The 17275-nt window shown below is 41.1% G+C and carries 17 protein-coding genes; all 17 read left to right on the forward strand.

The window, feature by feature from the left end; all coding sequences use genetic code 11:
- Positions 1–215: 215 nt before the first annotated feature.
- The 17 genes from ACFQWC_RS22635 (at position 216) to spoVT (ending at position 17275) form a co-directional block, all read left to right on the forward strand.
- Positions 216–1448 (forward strand): G5 and 3D domain-containing protein, encoded by a 1233-nt coding sequence (locus ACFQWC_RS22635; protein ID WP_299746400.1) that lies wholly within the window; start codon positions 216–218, stop codon positions 1446–1448.
- A 119-nt stretch (positions 1449–1567) separates the two neighbouring features.
- Positions 1568–2128, forward strand: coding sequence for a ribonuclease M5 (gene rnmV / locus ACFQWC_RS22640; RefSeq protein ID WP_299746395.1), 561 nt, complete (start codon positions 1568–1570; stop codon positions 2126–2128).
- Positions 2121–2999 (forward strand): 16S rRNA (adenine(1518)-N(6)/adenine(1519)-N(6))-dimethyltransferase RsmA, encoded by an 879-nt coding sequence (rsmA, locus tag ACFQWC_RS22645; protein ID WP_299746391.1) that lies wholly within the window; start codon positions 2121–2123, stop codon positions 2997–2999. The genes rnmV and rsmA overlap by 8 nt, the downstream gene beginning before the upstream one ends.
- Before the next feature lie 230 nt (positions 3000–3229).
- Positions 3230–4123 (forward strand): sporulation peptidase YabG, encoded by an 894-nt coding sequence (gene yabG, locus ACFQWC_RS22650; protein ID WP_377109139.1) that lies wholly within the window; start codon positions 3230–3232, stop codon positions 4121–4123.
- Between the two features lie 315 nt (positions 4124–4438).
- Entirely contained in the window at positions 4439–4708 is a 270-nt protein-coding gene (gene veg / locus ACFQWC_RS22655; protein WP_032085220.1) for a biofilm formation stimulator Veg, read from the forward strand.
- 129 nt (positions 4709–4837) lie between these two features.
- Complete coding sequence (locus ACFQWC_RS22660; RefSeq protein WP_299746376.1) at positions 4838–5020, forward strand: small, acid-soluble spore protein, alpha/beta type; 183 nt, start codon at positions 4838–4840, stop codon at positions 5018–5020.
- Between the two features lie 233 nt (positions 5021–5253).
- A complete protein-coding gene (gene ispE / locus ACFQWC_RS22665; RefSeq protein WP_299746370.1) occupies positions 5254–6108 on the forward strand; it encodes a 4-(cytidine 5'-diphospho)-2-C-methyl-D-erythritol kinase in 855 nt (284 codons plus the stop codon).
- Positions 6109–6179: 71 nt separating this feature from the next.
- On the forward strand, positions 6180–7016 hold the full coding sequence (gene purR, locus ACFQWC_RS22670; RefSeq protein WP_299746364.1) for a pur operon repressor: 837 nt from the start codon (positions 6180–6182) through the stop codon (positions 7014–7016).
- A gap of 15 nt (positions 7017–7031) precedes the next feature.
- On the forward strand, positions 7032–7406 hold the full coding sequence (locus ACFQWC_RS22675; RefSeq protein ID WP_341357224.1) for a RidA family protein: 375 nt from the start codon (positions 7032–7034) through the stop codon (positions 7404–7406).
- 171 nt (positions 7407–7577) lie between these two features.
- Entirely contained in the window at positions 7578–7871 is a 294-nt protein-coding gene (gene spoVG, locus ACFQWC_RS22680; protein WP_032085215.1) for a septation regulator SpoVG, read from the forward strand.
- Between the two features lie 718 nt (positions 7872–8589).
- On the forward strand, positions 8590–9963 hold the full coding sequence (glmU, locus tag ACFQWC_RS22685) for a bifunctional UDP-N-acetylglucosamine diphosphorylase/glucosamine-1-phosphate N-acetyltransferase GlmU (RefSeq protein WP_299746353.1): 1374 nt from the start codon (positions 8590–8592) through the stop codon (positions 9961–9963).
- Positions 9964–9976: 13 nt separating this feature from the next.
- A complete protein-coding gene (locus ACFQWC_RS22690) occupies positions 9977–10936 on the forward strand; it encodes a ribose-phosphate diphosphokinase (RefSeq protein ID WP_044340628.1) in 960 nt (319 codons plus the stop codon).
- A 223-nt stretch (positions 10937–11159) separates the two neighbouring features.
- Positions 11160–11813, forward strand: coding sequence for a 50S ribosomal protein L25/general stress protein Ctc (locus ACFQWC_RS22695; RefSeq protein WP_299746348.1), 654 nt, complete (start codon positions 11160–11162; stop codon positions 11811–11813).
- A gap of 84 nt (positions 11814–11897) precedes the next feature.
- On the forward strand, positions 11898–12455 hold the full coding sequence (pth, locus tag ACFQWC_RS22700) for an aminoacyl-tRNA hydrolase (protein WP_299746345.1): 558 nt from the start codon (positions 11898–11900) through the stop codon (positions 12453–12455).
- 133 nt (positions 12456–12588) lie between these two features.
- On the forward strand, positions 12589–12819 hold the full coding sequence (fin, locus tag ACFQWC_RS22705; protein ID WP_299746342.1) for an anti-sigma-F factor Fin: 231 nt from the start codon (positions 12589–12591) through the stop codon (positions 12817–12819).
- 82 nt (positions 12820–12901) lie between these two features.
- Positions 12902–16432: a transcription-repair coupling factor gene (gene mfd / locus ACFQWC_RS22710; protein WP_299746339.1), complete on the forward strand. Its 3531-nt coding sequence runs from the start codon at positions 12902–12904 to the stop codon at positions 16430–16432.
- A 306-nt stretch (positions 16433–16738) separates the two neighbouring features.
- Positions 16739–17275 carry a stage V sporulation protein T gene (gene spoVT / locus ACFQWC_RS22715; protein WP_149158188.1) on the forward strand — a complete coding sequence of 179 codons (537 nt, stop codon included), beginning with the start codon at positions 16739–16741 and terminating at the stop codon, positions 17273–17275.

Here is a 17275-nt window from a genome sequence, read left to right on the forward strand (position 1 = left end):
AAATAGTTAATAAAAACAAAAAGTTCTACATAGGATTCTTGTTTCATAGGATAATCATGTCGATAACTCTCTCTTTTCTTTTTCTCTTCTTTTATGCATAATATGTTTTATGTTCCCTGGGTTTCAATATTTTGCTAGATTAAGTTAAAAGAAGTAAGGGTTGACAGTCACTGGATTACTCTATATAATCACTCCGAGAAAAGGAGGCGTTTTTCATGAAGTTTAAAACCATGAAAAGCCTGTTTTCCAAGTCTTTGAGTCGAAGGAAATGGATTGTTACAATCGGAACATTGGTAACATCTGCAGCTGTATTCGGAATTCTTTTTTATGAAGGATCTAAAAACACTGTGGCATTGACCCTAGACGGCGAGCAAAAAGAGATTAGGACGCATGCAAATACTATTCAAGATATATTAAAAGAATTAGAGATTTCAACCCGCTCAGAAGACTATTTGTACCCCTCGGGGAATACGAAGGTCTCAAATAACATGAACATTGTTTGGGAACCGGCAAAACAGGTAGAAGTAGTAGTAGGGGATCAGACGAAAAAGGTCTGGACGACTGCTGATACAGTAAAAGAGTTACTCTCTGAAAATGAAATTAAAGTAGGAGAGCATGATAAGGTCCAACCCGGCTTATCAGAAAAAGTAACAGGGAATATGAATGTCAAGATTGATACCGCATTTTCACTTAAGCTAGTGAACGGTGGAAAAGAACAAAAGGTATGGTCTACTTCGACTACGGTCGCTGACTTTTTAAAGCAACAAGGAATTACACTAAAGAAATCAGACCGTGTTGAACCAAGTTTAGACAAAGTTGTTAAAGCAAATGATGTCGTAAATGTCGTTCGAGTTGAAAAAGTCACCGATGTAGTGGAAGAGACAAAGGATTTCACCGTTATTTCCAAAAAGGATTCCGATCTTTCAAAAGGAAAAGAGAAGGTCGTTCAAGAAGGTAAAAACGGCTTGATTGAAAAGAAATTTGAAGTTGTGAAAGAGAACGGCAAAGAGGTTTCCAGGAAGTTAGTTAGTGAAAAGGTAGTGAAAGAAAGCCAGGATAAAATCGTTAATGTCGGAACGAAGGTTTTAGTGGCTCAAGTTTCCCGTGGAAGTTCATCTTCTAATTCATCTGCCTCAGCCTCAGCTGCTCCAAGTGGAGGAAGAGAGTTTTATGTGAGCTCTACAGCTTACACTGCATCATGTAACGGATGCTCAGGCTATACAGCTACAGGAATCAATCTGAAATCAAATCCGAATGTTAAGGTGATTGCAGTAGACCCTTCTGTTATTCCTTTAGGAACAAAGGTATATGTAGAAGGCTATGGCTATGCCGTAGCTGCAGATACGGGTGGAGCAATCAAAGGGAACAAAATTGATGTATTCTTCCCGTCTAAATCAGATGCCTATCGTTGGGGAAGAAAAACAATTAAAGTAAAAATATTAAACTAAGAGCAGGGGTGTTCTCCTGCTTTTTTTTATTTATCGGTGAAAACCGTTATAATAGCTTTAGGTCTTCAATGATTAGACGAAAATGAAAGCAGAAAAGTTTCAATTCTTTTGGAGGAATTATGAAAATTAAAGAAATCATCGTAGTGGAAGGAAAGGACGATACGGTAGCCATTCAACGTGCTGTCAATGCAGATACGATTGAAACGAATGGTTCTGCTGTGTCTCCGGCTACTATAGAGAAAATAAAACACGCCCAGGAAAAAAGAGGCGTAATCATCTTTACCGATCCGGACTACCCGGGTGAACGTATCCGGAAGATTGTGAGTGAAGCGGTACCGGGTTGTAAACATGCCTTTGTACATAAGAAGGATGCGCTGCCAAAGTCAGGCAGAGGAATAGGAGTAGAGCATGCTTCGCCAGATATCATAAGAGAGTCTTTAAGAGAGGCTCATGTGCTGGATGTTGAGCAGGAAGAGGTTATCTCAAAAGAGGATTTAATTGATGCCGGCTTAATCGGGAGTGCTCAGTCGAAGGACCGAAGAATTGCTCTTGGTGAGAAGCTTAGAATCGGATACACTAATGGAAAACAGCTTCATAAACGATTAAGGATGTTCAATATTCAAAAAGAAGAGTTTAAAAAAGCTTTAATGGAAATTATTCAGGAGGAAGAACATGCATAAAGATATAGCCACCCCGATACGTACGAAAGAGATATTAGGTAAGTATGGTTTCTCGTTTAAAAAGAGCCTGGGTCAGAATTTTTTGATCGATCCTAATATCCTCAGGAACATAACGGAATACGCAGGTTTATCTGAGAAAACCGCAGCCATTGAGATTGGGCCTGGAATCGGTGCGTTAACAGAACATCTTGCGCGCACCTCGGGAAAGGTCGTTGCCTTTGAAATCGACCAGCGACTGATTCCTATTCTGGCCGATACACTATCCCCTTACGAAAACGTTAAAATAATCAATGAAGATATATTAGAGGCGGATGTTGAAGCCATTATTAATAAAGAGTTTGAAGGGTTCGAAGACATTATGGTAGTGGCCAATCTCCCTTATTACGTCACTACACCTATCATTCTTAAGCTGTTGATGGAGCGACTTCCAATCAGAGGGATCTGTGTCATGCTTCAAAAGGAAGTAGGAGACCGCATTTCAGCCCAACCCGGAACAAAAGCGTACGGATCTCTTTCGATTGCCATACAGTACTATACAGAGGCCGAGATGGTCATGACTGTCCCGAAAACGGTCTTTATGCCGCAGCCGAATGTTGATTCAGCCGTCATCCGTTTAACGAAGCGGGAGAAGCCTCCTGTCGAGGTTATCAGTGAAGACTTCTTCTTTACCGTAACACGCTCTTCTTTTGCTCAGAGAAGAAAGACGATCTTGAACAATTTAAGCAGTCAGCTTCCTCAAGGAAAAGAAAAGAAAGACTTAATCCTCGAAGCTTTATCTGCTGCGGGGGTTGAACCTACCCGCCGTGGAGAGACACTGACGATACAGGAATTCGGCCGGTTGAGTGATGCGTTATACCCGAACTTTAATTAAAGCTTGGATAGATGGCTAAACGTGTAAGTGCGTTTAGCCATTTTCTTGTTCCTGTGTACTCCGCAAGGGACACCCATTTTATTGACACCGAACAGTAGAAGGTTGCATAGGTTATCACAGGGAATATTTACTTAATTGATGATAAGGAACGTGTTGAGAAGGATAAGATAAACGTTGATTCTCCTCGGCTTATTATTTCCTTTTTTAATTTATCAACGAATGTTTAGCCCATGGGAGTGACTGATGTGAATATCGAAATCAATGATGTCGTAGGTCGCCTTTCATATCAATGTGATATTTTATTCCGAGTGATAGATATCCGCATGATAGATGGTCAAAAAACGGCGGTGCTGTATGGTGAAGATTTTCGATTAATAGCGGATGCTCCTTTTCATGATTTGAAGAAGATGGACCCTAGAGAGCAGGATCGTATTACGCAGGAGTTTCGTTCAAAGGAGGAACAATCTCTTGACCTGTTCCGACAGGATATAGAGCTTCTCAAGTATAAGCAGGAGTATAGAGTAACGAATGCTTATCGAGACGATTATAACTATTTCCAAGTTCCAGGGAAAGTGCTTCATCTTGATGGAGATCCCAGCTATTTAAGAAAGTGTCTAGATCTTTATGAAAAAATTGGTGTTCCAGTAAAAGGTGTTCACTGTAGTGAGACAGAAATGCCTGAACAAATTGGGTCCCTTATCGATAAATATAGACCGAATATTATTGTATTGACTGGTCACGATGCCTATTCTAAGGCAAAAGGGACCAAAGCTGATATTAACGCATATCGACATTCGAAGTATTTTGTTCAGGCAGTGAGAGAGGCACGGAGCAAATCTCCTCACTTGGACCAGCTGGTGATCTTTGCGGGTGCTTGTCAATCCCACTTTGAATCACTCATTCATGCTGGAGCCAATTTCGCCAGTTCTCCATCCAGAGTTAATATCCATGCATTGGATCCAGTGTATATCGTGGCTAAGATTTGTTTTACGGGGTTTAAGGACTCGGTTAATGTTTGGGACGTCATCCGTAATACGTTAACAGGGGACAAAGGGCTTGGCGGAATCGAGACGAAGGGTGTTCTTCGGACTGGGATGCCATATAAAATTACTGAAGAAGATTAGGGGATGTTCGACAAAAATCAAATAGACCTTACAATTTACCGCGTGAATTGTAAGGTCTATTTGGTGTTTAGATGTATAGATTAGTAAGGTGGGTTTTTTAGTGGTTTTATGCTTGTCGCCTCTGGGCAAAGCCCCTCCGCTTTTATTGTTTACATAATTTCTCAATGTATGGGGAATGTTAGGTGTGTAGAAAAAACGTACTTTTTGTTGAATAAAATATATTGACAGGTGTTCGTGATTCTTGTTAAAATAATAAATTTATTTGACTAAAATTACATAATGTGTTATATTTGATTATAGTGAGGTGGAAGCGAAATGCCAAAAACATTAGCCGACATTAAAAGATCCCTTGATTCTAATCTGGGGAAACGTTTAATGCTTAAAGCAAACGGTGGACGTCGAAAAACAATTGAGCGTTCAGGTGTTCTAGCCGAAACGTATCCTTCTGTATTCGTTGTTCAACTGGATCAAGAAGAGAATGCGTTCGAACGAGTTTCTTACAGCTATGCAGATGTTCTCACTGAGACAGTTCAATTAACATTTTATGATGAAGCAACAGGAAATATCATCTTTAGCCAGCAGTAGACAATTGTTTGCTGCTTTTTTATTTGTCTGATTTTCATGATTTACATAGATAGCGCTCCCTTCCTTTTGTTATGTTTTGTCCTTTTGTACACATACTAAACGTGTGGTACATCTAAAGGAGGTAGACTTATGAGCAGAAGAAGAGGAATCATGTCTGATCAATTAAAAGAAGAAATCGCTCAGGAATTGGGATTCTATGATGTTGTTCAGAAAGATGGTTGGGGTGGAATCACGTCACGGGATGCAGGTAATATGGTGAAGCGCGCAGTTGAGCTCGCAAGTCAGCGATTATCTGAAAATCGTCCTCACTAACTCTTTTCACGCGTACAGGATTACATCTTTTATCAGTACCATATACAGGGGGTCGCCTTAAAAGTGTAGTGCTTTTCAGGCGGCCCCTGTTTTAATAAGGACAAGACAATCTTTCCTATCAGTACTTTACGTGATAAAATAACATACTTGTATGAGTATGTTTAGAAGTTAACACTCTCAATAATAAGTGTATGATACAATATAACAAAGAGTATTGGTAAGAAGGTGATGATATGAGGTTATTAGTGAAGGCGCCGGCAAAAATTAACCTATCACTTGATGTTTTACATAAACGTTCAGATGGTTACCATGAAGTTGAGATGGTTATGACAACAATTGATTTAGCAGATAGAATTGAGCTTACGAATCTTTCTGATGATACGATTAAGATTCTCTCGCATAATCGATTTGTACCGGACGATGGAAGAAACCTTGCCTATCAGGCTGCACAGCTTTTAAAGACGAGGTTGAATATCAAAAAAGGGGTAGCAATTTCCATTGATAAAGTGATACCTGTAGCAGCAGGATTAGCAGGCGGGAGCAGTGACGCAGCAGCAACTTTAAAAGGGTTAAATCGATTATGGGATTTAGGTCTCAGTATGGATGAGCTGGCAGAACTTGGTTCCGAAATTGGTTCAGATGTATCTTTCTGTGTTTACGGGGGTACAGCTTTAGCATCAGGCAGAGGTGAGAAGATCCAACACCTTCCTGCTCCACCAAATTGCTGGGTTATTTTGGCGAAACCAACAATAGGAGTTTCAACAGCAGATGTTTATAAAAATTTGAATCTGCAAAACATTACACATCCGAATACAAACGCCATGGTTTCAGCTTTGGAACATGGAAATTATCATGATATATGCTCCAATCTTGGGAATGTACTTGAATCAGTCACATTGGATATGCACCCTGAAGTGGCCCAAATAAAAGACCAAATGGAGCGCTTTGGTGCCGATGCTGTTCTAATGAGCGGAAGCGGCCCGACAGTATATGGATTAGTGCAATATGAATCAAGACTTCATCGAATCTATAATGGTTTAAGGGGTTTTTGTGATCAAGTGTTCGCGGTGCGCATGCTGGGAGATTAAGACCTCTTGCCGAAATCCGTATATTAATGATATATTTACATTATAATATTCGGATTTAGGAGGTTTCTTTGGTGAAGTTTAAGCGTAGTGAACGATTAATTGATATGACGCATTATTTATTAGAACGTCCCCACCAACTTGTTCCTTTAACTTTTTTCTCTGAGCGGTACGGTTCTGCAAAGTCTTCCATCAGTGAGGACTTGACGATAGTAAAGGAAACATTTGAAGGACGGGGTGTGGGGACTGTTCAAACAGTTCCCGGGGCAGCCGGTGGAGTGAAATATGTTCCAAAGGTAAACAGTCAGGAAGCGAAAGAAATGATAGATGAGCTTTGTGTTCATCTGGAAAGCTCAGATCGTTTATTGCCAGGCGGATATTTATACATGACTGACCTGCTGGGCAATCCTCAGCTTATGAAAAGTGTCGGGAAGTTACTGGCGTCAGCTTTTGCTGAGAAAGATATTGATGTCATCATGACAGTAGCGACAAAAGGGATACCGATTGCTAATGCTATTGCCTCATACTTAAATGTTCCAGTGGTCATCGTTAGGCGGGATAGTCGTGTAACAGAGGGATCGACTGTGAGCATCAATTATGTTTCCGGCTCATCGAAGCGAATCCAATCTATGGTACTTTCCAAGAGAAGTTTGAAGGAAGGGTCTAAAGTATTGGTTGTCGATGATTTTATGAAGGCCGGTGGAACCATCAACGGTATGAAGAACTTACTGGAAGAGTTCTCGGCTACTTTATCTGGCATCGGTGTTTTAGTTGAATCCAATAGTATCGATGATCGACTAGTGGATGACTATGTTTCATTATTAAAATTGTCTGATGTGAATGAAAAAGATAAACAAATTTCATTAACGGAAGGAAATTACTTTCAATCAAATTTAACATTTCTACCATAAGGGGAGGCATTTAAAATGCGTGTAGTTTCTACTAAGCAAGCACCAGCAGCAATTGGTCCATATTCTCAGGGGATTGTCGTAAATAATTTATTTTATAGTTCAGGACAAATTCCTCTGACAGCAGAAGGTACTATGGTGGAAGGTGATGTAGCGGAACAAACGCATCAGGTGTTCCGTAATCTTCAAGCCGTACTATCAGAAGCTGGGGCGTCATTGGAAACAGTGGTAAAAGCCACTGTCTTCATTAAGGATATGAATGAATTTGGTACGATCAATGAAGTATATGGGGAGTATTTTAGTAACCACAAGCCTGCTCGTTCTTGTGTAGAGGTAGCCCGCTTACCTAAAGATGCCTTGGTTGAGATCGAAGTAATCGCACTCGTGAAGTAATATTCACGGGTGTTTTTTTGTGTCAAAAAAGAAGTGTAGTTCAAATGAAATAGATGAAAGGGTATAAAAAATAAAACTTTTCAAAAAATTTTACAATTTAAGAAGGAATATCTAAATAATTCGTTGAATACATAGAGTAGATTTCATCTAGGGAAAAAGGTGGTGAACAGAATGGAAGTAACAGACGTAAGATTACGCCGAGTAAACACCGATGGTCGCATGAGAGCTATCGCATCTATTACGCTGGATAATGAATTTGTTGTTCATGACATTCGTGTAATTGATGGGAACAATGGCTTATTTGTAGCGATGCCAAGCAAGCGAACTCCAGATGGGGAATTTCGTGATATTGCTCACCCAATTAATTCGGGTACTCGCGGCAAGATCCAAGATGCCGTTTTAGCTGAGTATCACCGTCTAGGTGAGTTAGAAGAAGTTGAGTTAGAAGAAGCTGGGGCTTCCTAATAGAATCTATTGCATCAAGAGCCTACTTTTGTAAGGCTCTTTTTTTTGTCTTTAAGAGCCGAGCATTTAAAAGTGGCAGTTCTTACGCTTTTTGTATACCCCGATGTTTGGAGAGTTGAAACCTCTAATTTATTTTTTTTTGTATTTTAAGGAAAAGAAAATTCGACATAGATGTTGATAATAGGATAGCTTGTCTGAAAAAGCGAGATCCGGGCTAAAACATGGATAAAATGGAACTAGGAATGGCATGTGTTTAATGAAAACGGCTCAATTAAATGACGGTGTCGCTGCCCTTAAGGGAAAATGGCTGATTTAGGTCGTTTGAAAGTACTTTTTAAGCTGGAAATGCGGAAGTGTTGCGGCACTTTTAATGTTTGTAGAGGCAGTTTTCGGGAAAATTTGTGCCATTACTGGGGTTTGTTGTGCCACTTTCGGTCAAACTTGTGCCAAATTGTGAACACGGACTTTTCTGGCTAGCGAGCCGCCTCTGCTTTTCGTCTTGTCCAGCTCCAGGGCTTAAAGGCTCGAGGTCATAAGCTAAATTGACCAAAAAGGCAAAGGGCGCCTTTCCGGTCAATTCATCATATGCTTGTCGGGCCTGACCAAGCCGCCTCCGCTTTTCGTTTGACAAATATATGTACTTTTATTTGAATCCTTGAAATGATAGAGTTTTTAGGATATATTCGTTATGGATAAAAAGGTTATTGGAGGACCAAAAATGACAAATAGATATGCCGTTATATTAGCTGCTGGGCAAGGTACGAGAATGAAGTCGAAGCTTTACAAAGTTCTTCATCCTGTGTGTGGCAAGCCAATGGTGGAACATGTGGTCGACCAAATTTCAACATTACATATAGAAAAGACTGTCACAATCGTTGGTCACGGTGCTGAGCTTGTGAAGTCGCATTTAGAGGGAAAGAGTGATTTTGCTCTTCAGGCTGAGCAGTTAGGTACCGCTCACGCTGTCATGCAGTCTGAAGATGTGCTAGGTGATTTAGAAGGCACTACTTTAGTGGTATGTGGTGATACACCGCTCATTAAAGGAGAAACGATGGAAGCTTTAGTGAAGCATCACGAAGGACAGGGTGCGAAAGCGACTATCTTGACTGGTCACACTGAATCTCCTGATGGATACGGACGTATCATCCGCAATCAAGAAGGTTTAGTGGAGCGCATTGTTGAACATAAGGATGCAACTGATAAAGAGAGAAACGTGAAAGAAATCAATACTGGAACCTATTGTTTTGATAATAAAGCGTTATTCGATGCCCTGAAAAAGGTTTCGAATGATAACGTACAAGGCGAGTACTATTTACCGGATGTGATTGAGATTCTCCAATCTGAAGGTGAAATCGTAAGTGCGTACCAAACAAGTGACTTTGATGAGACATTGGGTGTGAACGACCGTGTAGCACTTTCTCAAGCAGAAATCACGATGAAAAAGCGCATCAATGAATACCATATGCGCAATGGTGTAACGATAAAGGATCCGAACAATACGTATATCGATGCCGATGTTATGATTGGCAGAGATACGGTTATCCTTCCGGGTACAGTTCTTACGGGCAGCACCACAATCGGTGAAGACACTATGATCGGACCGAACTCCGAGGTGAAGGATTGTCAGATCGGCGACCGAACAGTCGTGAAGCAATCTGTTGCCCATGACAGCTCGATCGGATCGGATGTTCATATTGGGCCATTTGCTCACATTCGTCCGGCTTCGACCATTGAGGATGAAGTGAAAATTGGTAACTTCGTTGAAATTAAGAAGGCTTCGTTTGGTAAAGCGAGTAAAGCATCTCACTTAAGCTATATTGGAGATGCAGAGGTTGGAAGTGACGTCAACATTGGATGTGGGTCGATCACAGTGAACTATGATGGGAAAAACAAACACCTGACGAAGATTGAAGATGGTGTATTTGTAGGCTGTAATTCAAATCTGGTAGCGCCTGTCAAAGTTGGAAAAGGTGCTTACATTGCTGCCGGTTCTACTATTACTGAGGATGTTCCAGGAGAGTCTCTTTCAATTGCAAGAGCTCGCCAAGTAAATAAAGAAAACTATGTTCAAAATCTAAACCATAAGAAATAATTGGAGGTCCACAATGCCAAACTCTTATATTAATTCCAAATTAAAAATTTTCTCCCTTAATTCAAACTATCATCTTGCAAAGGAAATTGCGGATGAAGTAGGAGTAGAATTAGGGAAATCTTCTGTTAAGCGTTTTAGTGACGGTGAAATCCAGATTAACATTGAAGAAAGTATCCGTGGTTGTGATGTATTCGTCATTCAGTCTACTTGTCAGCCTGTAAACGAAAACCTGATGGAGCTTCTTATTATGGTCGATGCTTTGAAACGGGCATCTGCTAAAACGATTAACATTGTTATGCCTTATTATGGTTATGCCCGTCAAGATCGTAAAGCAAGAGCGCGTGAGCCGATCACGGCTAAATTGGTTGCGAACCTGTTAGAAACTGCCGGTGCTACCCGCGTTATTACGCTGGACCTGCATGCCCCTCAAATTCAAGGTTTCTTTGATATCCTAATTGATCACCTAATGGGTGTTCCGATCCTTGCGGATTACTTTGAAGAAAGAGGATTCAATAATGAAGACCTTGTGATCGTATCCCCGGACCACGGAGGAGTGACAAGAGCCCGTAAGCTTGCGGAACGATTGAAAGCACCGATTGCCATCATTGATAAACGTCGTCCAAAACCGAACGTTGCAGAGGTTATGAACATCGTTGGTAATATTGATGGGAAAATCGCCATCTTGATCGATGATATCATTGATACAGCAGGTACGATCACGCTGGCTGCCAATGCGTTAGTAGAAAACGGAGCGAAAGAAGTCTTTGCTTGCTGTACGCACCCTGTTCTTTCAGGTCCGGCCATCGAGCGCATCGAGAATTCAAATATTAAAGAGTTGGTTGTGACGAACTCCATCCCACTAGGGGAAGAGAAAATGATCGGTAAAGTGAAGTCGTTGTCAGTGGCTCCACTAATCAGTGAAGCCATCATCCGTGTCTATGAACAACAATCTGTCAGCACGCTTTTTGATTAAGAATTAATATTTGTAGTTTGTGCATATGAAGAAGAGCCTGCCCTTTTTGAGGGTCGGGCTCTTCTTTTTGTCATTCTGCCTTATTCCCTCTCTGACAACATTCCCAGAGCACTCTTCCTGTAATGAATTGATTTTTCTATGTTTATTTCAAATCATATTAGGGTAATTACTATATATAGAACTTTAACTAACATAAAAGATTAGGGAAGGTGTTGGATTAGACATGGCAACCGAATTAAAAGCAAATACTAGAAAAGATTTTAAACGATCTTCATTAACCAAGTTGAGACACGAGGGTAACATTCCTGGAGTCGTGTACGGCTACAAAGCAGATAATACACCTATTATGGTAGATGCCATTACGTTTATCAAAACGATTCGCGAAGTAGGAAGAAACGGGATTATTTCTTTAAACGTAGATGGTAATAAACAAAACGTCATTTTAAGTGACTATCAACAGGACCACTTGAAGGATGCTGTTACGCACGTTGATTTCCTTGCTGTGAATATGTCAGAGGAAATTGATGCCGATGTTCGTATCAATCTTGTAGGAGAAGCGCCTGGAGTGAAAGACGGAGGGGTGTTGCAGCAGCCATTACATGAGGTTTCTGTTACTGCTAAACCTAAGGATATCCCAGAATCAATTGAAGTCGATATTGCCGACCTACAAGTCGGAGAAACGGTCACAATCAGTGATATCCGGGACAAATACAGCGTCACTCTTAACGAAGAGGATGATCGTACGATCGCTTCCATTCTTGCTCCTCGACAAGAAGAAGAGATCGACAGTGGCGAAGAGCAGGAAGCTGGTACTCCTGAGAATGAAGAAGGAAGAGAATCAGAGGCCAATGAAGAAAGTGAGTCAACGGAAGAATAAAAATCAATATTTTTTGGCGTAACCTTTTGCAGGTTGCGCTTTTTACGTTATTCTAGAAGTATAAGGTCAGAAGAGGTGTTAGAAATGAAGTTAATCGTTGGACTGGGAAACCCGGGATCACAATATGAGAAAACACGACACAATATCGGGTTTGTTATTATAGATGCTTTAGCAGATCGACTGGGAGTTTCGTTGAATCAGTCAAAGTTTAAAGGCGTATACGGGACGTACCATTATAAAGGTGAAAAAATCATATTATTAAAGCCCCTTACCTATATGAACTTGTCTGGGGAAAGCATCGTCCCCCTGATGGATTATTTTGATATTAAAGAGGAAGATTTGCTTGTCATCTATGATGATTTGGACTTACCAGTAGGGAAATTAAGGCTAAGACAAAAAGGAAGTGCAGGCGGTCATAATGGCATTAAATCGACAATCGCTCACTTAGGATCTCAACACTTTAATCGTCTTCGAGTTGGAATCGACCGTCCTGTCAACGGGATGAGCGTTCCGGATTACGTACTTGGTAAGTTTAATAAGGAAGATCAGGCGGAGCTTGATAAGGCGATCTCTGCCAGTGTCGAAGCATGTGAAACATGGTTTGATAAACCTTTCCTCGAAGTGATGAATAAATTCAATTAAGGGTTTCATATACTGAACTTCCAAGACAAATGAATCATCCTGGTGAAACCATCCATCATTCCTTTTAAGAGTTGAATAACTCCCTTCTATCAGGTTCATACTAACTGTATAAATGTGTATGGAGGGAAATGGTATGGCGATCCATTATCAGTGTCGACATTGTGGTACGAATGTTGGAACACTTTCAAACGTATCTGTTCATTCAGAGCAGCTCGGGATTCATACGCTGTCAGAGGAAGAACGGTTACACATGGTTCAGTATCGAGACAACGGAGATATCCAAGTAAAGACCATCTGTGAAGATTGTCAGGAGAGTCTGGAAAGAAATCCGGACTATCATCAATTAGATCATATCATTCAGTAAGAACGCTTTGGTTGCGAACCAAAGCATTTTTCTGTTTACAACCTGAGATATATAGAAAGATCCGTAGGGGAGGAGCGTACACTTGAAAGGTATTCTAAAACAGGTTCATCAAAGTGAAGAAATCCAGTCCATCATCACTGGAGTGGAAGAACAATTATCAGAACAACTTGTAGCAGGATTGTCGGGCTCATCTCGAACAGCCTATATAGCGGATGTGTATTTACAAACAAAGAAATCCACCATAGTGGTTACCCATAATTTGTTTCAAGCGCAGAAAATCTATGACGATCTCATTCAATTTTTATCCGATGATGAAGTATATTTATATTCTGCCAATGAATTAATCGCAGCGGAATTAAGCGTAGCTAGTCCGGAACTGAGAGCTCAACGAATCGAAGTATTAAACAAGCTATCCCAGAATCATCAAGGTGTCTACATTGTTCCTGTCGCAGGGTTAAGAAAAATCCTTCCTCCGAAATCAATGTGGGAAACGAATCAAATTCGTTTTACAACGGGGGAAGATATCGACTTGGATGAAATGTTAAATCAATTGGTCCAAATGGGTTATCAGCGGACGGGAATGGTCAGTACACCTGGGGAATTCAGCCTTCGGGGAGGAATCGTCGATGTGTTCCCTTTAACGTCCCAAAATCCTGTCCGGATCGAGTTATTTGACACAGAAATTGATTCTATACGCTTATTTTCTGTAGAGGATCAGCGATCGATTGATAAACTGGATTCCATGGAAATAGGTCCTGCAACAGAGGTCTTATTGAAATATGAGAATATCGAAAGACTGATTCGTGAAATTGAAGCTGGACTTTCTTCTAGTTTAAAGAAAGTCAAAGCAGCTGCTGTAAAGGAGAAGTTAACAGAGTACATAGGACATGAGATGGATCAGCTTGAAAATGGCCAGGTCCCCGAGCAGATTTTCAAGTACTTATCGCTGGCATATGAAAATCCTAGTAGTTTGCTAGATTATTTACCTCAGGACGGGGTCATTTTCTTTGACGAATTCAGTCGGGTACAAGAAATGAGTGAGTCTCTTGAGAAAGAGGAAGCCGAGTGGTATACCTCTTTATTACAAGAGGGACAGATCATCCATGACGTACCAGTATCCCATGCCTTTTCCAAGTTGATTAGTACGACGAAGCTTCCAAAGGTGTATTTTTCGTTGTTCCTGCGTCATATTCCCAACACAAGCCCACAGAATATCTTTAATGTTTCCACAAAGCCCATGCAAAATTTCCATGGGCAAATGAATGTGTTGAAGGCTGAATTGGACCGCTGGAAAAAAGGAAAATATACCGTTGTTTTACTAGGCCCCGATGAAGAACGGGTGAAGAAGCTTCAACGGGTGCTGGACGATTATAAAATTGAAATCGCCTTCGTGGAAGATGGAGATAAGCTATTACCCGGAACGATTCAAATGATTAACGGAAGCCTGACGAGCGGATTTGAGCTTCCACTTCAGAAGCTTGCTGTCATTACGGAAGAAGAGCTGTTTAATAAAAGGACCCAAAAGAAGCCAAGAAGACAAAAGCTTTCAAATGCTGAGCGCATCAAAAGTTATTCTGAGCTGAAGGTTGGCGACCATGTTGTTCATGTGAATCACGGGATCGGTAAATTCCTGGGGATTGAAACATTAGAAATCAACGGGGTTCATAAAGATTACCTGCATGTGAAGTATCAGGGGAATGACAAACTCTATGTTCCCGTCGATCAAATTGAGCTCGTTCAAAAATATGTAGCTTCAGAAAATAAGGATCCCAAGCTATACAAATTAGGCGGCAGCGAATGGAAAAAGGTTAAATCGAAGGTACAGTCTTCTGTTCAAGATATAGCCGATGATCTGATCAAACTCTATGCGGAACGTGAAGCGGCAAAAGGCTATGCTTTTTCTCCTGATGGGGATATGCAACGAGAGTTCGAAATAGCCTTCCCTTACGAGGAAACAGACGATCAACTGCGTTCTATTAGTGAGATCAAGCACGACATGGAAAGAGAACGTCCGATGGACCGCTTACTATGTGGAGACGTAGGCTATGGGAAAACAGAGGTGGCCATCCGTGCGGCCTTCAAAGCCATTGCCGATGGAAAGCAGGTCGCCATTCTTGTACCGACCACAATCCTTGCTCAGCAGCATTATGAGACGATTAAAGAGCGTTTTCAGGACTTTCCGGTTGAGATCGGGTTGTTAAGCCGTTTCAGGACACGAAAACAGCAGCAGGAAACGACGAAGGGGCTTAAGAATGGTACGGTTGATATTGTAGTGGGGACTCACCGTCTACTGTCTAAGGATATTCAATATCGTGACATAGGTTTGTTGATCATCGATGAAGAACAGCGATTCGGAGTTACGCATAAAGAAAAAATTAAGCAATTAAAAACAAACATTGATGTATTGACCTTAACGGCTACCCCAATCCCGCGGACGCTCCATATGTCGATGCTTGGAGTAAGGGATCTATCTGTTATTGAAACACCGCCAGAGAATCGCTTCCCTGTTCAGACATATGTGATGGAATACAACGGTGCCTTAATCAAAGAAGCCATTGAAAGAGAAATGGCCCGTAACGGTCAGGTGTATTTCCTCTACAACCGAGTGGAAGATATTGAAAGGAAAGCTGACGAAATCTCCATGCTCGTACCAGATGCGAGAATTGCCTACGCACACGGTCAAATGAGTGAAAACGAGCTGGAAGCGGTTATCTTAAGCTTCCTTGCTGGAGAATACGATGTGTTGGTCACAACGACAATCATTGAAACGGGAGTTGATATCCCGAATGTGAACACATTAATTGTCTTTGATGCCGATCGAATGGGCTTATCTCAGCTCTATCAATTAAGGGGACGGGTAGGACGATCGAACAGGGTGGCCTATGCCTACTTCACCTATCGTAAGGATAAGGTGCTGACGGAAGTCGCCGAAAAACGATTGCAGGCAATAAAAGAATTTACTGAGCTCGGTTCAGGGTTTAAAATTGCCATGCGCGACCTGACGATCCGTGGAGCAGGGAATCTCCTGGGAGCCCAACAGCACGGCTTTATTGATTCTGTCGGATTTGATTTGTACTCTCAAATGCTGAAAGAAGCGATCGAGGAACGAAAGGGAGATCTGCCGAAGCAGCCGGAGTCGACCTTTGAAGTGGATATCGAAATTGACGCCTATATTCCGGATGATTATATTAAAGATGGTCATCAGAAGATTGAAATGTATAAACGATTCCGTTCTCTTTCTTCTCTTCCGGAAATCGAAGAGCTGGAAGAAGAGATCCTTGACCGATTCGGGGAGTACCCAAAGGAAGTCGGCTATCTATTCTTAATCTCTGAAATGAAAATATACGCTAAAAATACAAAGCTTGAATCCATTAAGCAGGATAAGAAATCAGTGAACATCTTCATGTCGCCAGAAGGAACGGCACAGATCGATGGTTCCAAGGTCTTTAACTTATGCAATAAACACGGCCGGGCTGTTGGACTAGGAATGGAAGGCTCTAAGCTTAAAATATCCATCAATACCACACGCTTAGAAGCATCCAAGTGGTTTAATATGGCTTATGACATCATTAAGCACTTAGATGAAGCATTGAAAGTAGAAGAAAACGCATAAAATTGATAGCAGCCTCATTCATCAGATGAAAAACGGAAATTCTTACCTTCGTTATAATACTGTAACCAAAATGTAAACGCGCTGATTGTTTTACTTTACTATGATAAGGGTATTAGTATTTATGCAGCTGCCAACAATGGAAAAAGATACCTGCATTAGAATTTTAGTGAAATTACAGAAAAAATAACTGAATGTGTATAGAACTTCTAAGTTGTAAGATACTAAACTCAACAATGGTAAAGTATTCAATAACAAGTTGGTACATTGCCAAATAAAAATCATCTGATGAAAGTGAGGCAACTATAGATGAAAGCAACTGGTATTGTTCGTCGTATTGATGATTTAGGGCGTGTCGTCATTCCGAAAGAAATTCGTAGAACATTAAGGATTCGCGAGGGAGATCCCCTGGAAATCTTCGTTGATCGTGACGGAGAAGTCATCTTAAAGAAATACTCCCCGATCAGTGAACTTGGTGACTTTGCTAAGGAATACGGCGAAGCATTATACGACAGCCTTGGAAGTGCTGTTTTAATTTGCGATCGAGATGCTGTAATCGCAATCTCCGGCGCTTCAAAGAAAGAATATTTAAATAAGAACATCAGTGAACTGGTTGAGAAAGTAATGGATGACCGTACGTCTCTATTACACACTCAACAAGGACAAGCTGAACTTGTCGATGGACACGGTGAGGATCTTGCTTCCTATACGATTGCCCCGATTGTCGCAAATGGTGACCCGATTGGTGCCGTTGCGATCTTCTCGAAGGAACGTACAGTAGGCGAAGTGGAACAAAAGGCAGTAGAAACGGCAGCTGGCTTTTTAGCAAGACAAATGGAGCAATAA

This window comes from Rossellomorea sp. GCM10028870 (assembly GCF_042666755.1).
Taxonomy (GTDB): domain Bacteria; phylum Bacillota; class Bacilli; order Bacillales; family Bacillaceae_B; genus Rossellomorea.

Excerpts from the sequence above, each read along its gene's own strand:
- ACFQWC_RS22635 (WP_299746400.1), top strand. The coding sequence starts at position 216 with ATGAAGTTTAAAACCATGAAAAGCCTGTTTTCCAAGTCTTTGAGTCGA.
- rnmV (WP_299746395.1), top strand. The coding sequence starts at position 1,568 with ATGAAAATTAAAGAAATCATCGTAGTGGAAGGAAAGGACGATACGGTA.
- rsmA (WP_299746391.1), top strand. The coding sequence starts at position 2,121 with ATGCATAAAGATATAGCCACCCCGATACGTACGAAAGAGATATTAGGT.
- yabG (WP_377109139.1), top strand. The coding sequence starts at position 3,230 with ATGGGAGTGACTGATGTGAATATCGAAATCAATGATGTCGTAGGTCGC.
- veg (WP_032085220.1), top strand. The coding sequence starts at position 4,439 with ATGCCAAAAACATTAGCCGACATTAAAAGATCCCTTGATTCTAATCTG.
- ACFQWC_RS22660 (WP_299746376.1), top strand. The coding sequence starts at position 4,838 with ATGAGCAGAAGAAGAGGAATCATGTCTGATCAATTAAAAGAAGAAATC.
- ispE (WP_299746370.1), top strand. The coding sequence starts at position 5,254 with ATGAGGTTATTAGTGAAGGCGCCGGCAAAAATTAACCTATCACTTGAT.
- ACFQWC_RS22675 (WP_341357224.1), top strand. The coding sequence starts at position 7,032 with ATGCGTGTAGTTTCTACTAAGCAAGCACCAGCAGCAATTGGTCCATAT.
- spoVG (WP_032085215.1), top strand. The coding sequence starts at position 7,578 with ATGGAAGTAACAGACGTAAGATTACGCCGAGTAAACACCGATGGTCGC.
- glmU (WP_299746353.1), top strand. The coding sequence starts at position 8,590 with ATGACAAATAGATATGCCGTTATATTAGCTGCTGGGCAAGGTACGAGA.
- ACFQWC_RS22690 (WP_044340628.1), top strand. The coding sequence starts at position 9,977 with ATGCCAAACTCTTATATTAATTCCAAATTAAAAATTTTCTCCCTTAAT.
- ACFQWC_RS22695 (WP_299746348.1), top strand. The coding sequence starts at position 11,160 with ATGGCAACCGAATTAAAAGCAAATACTAGAAAAGATTTTAAACGATCT.
- pth (WP_299746345.1), top strand. The coding sequence starts at position 11,898 with ATGAAGTTAATCGTTGGACTGGGAAACCCGGGATCACAATATGAGAAA.
- fin (WP_299746342.1), top strand. The coding sequence starts at position 12,589 with ATGGCGATCCATTATCAGTGTCGACATTGTGGTACGAATGTTGGAACA.
- spoVT (WP_149158188.1), top strand. The coding sequence starts at position 16,739 with ATGAAAGCAACTGGTATTGTTCGTCGTATTGATGATTTAGGGCGTGTC.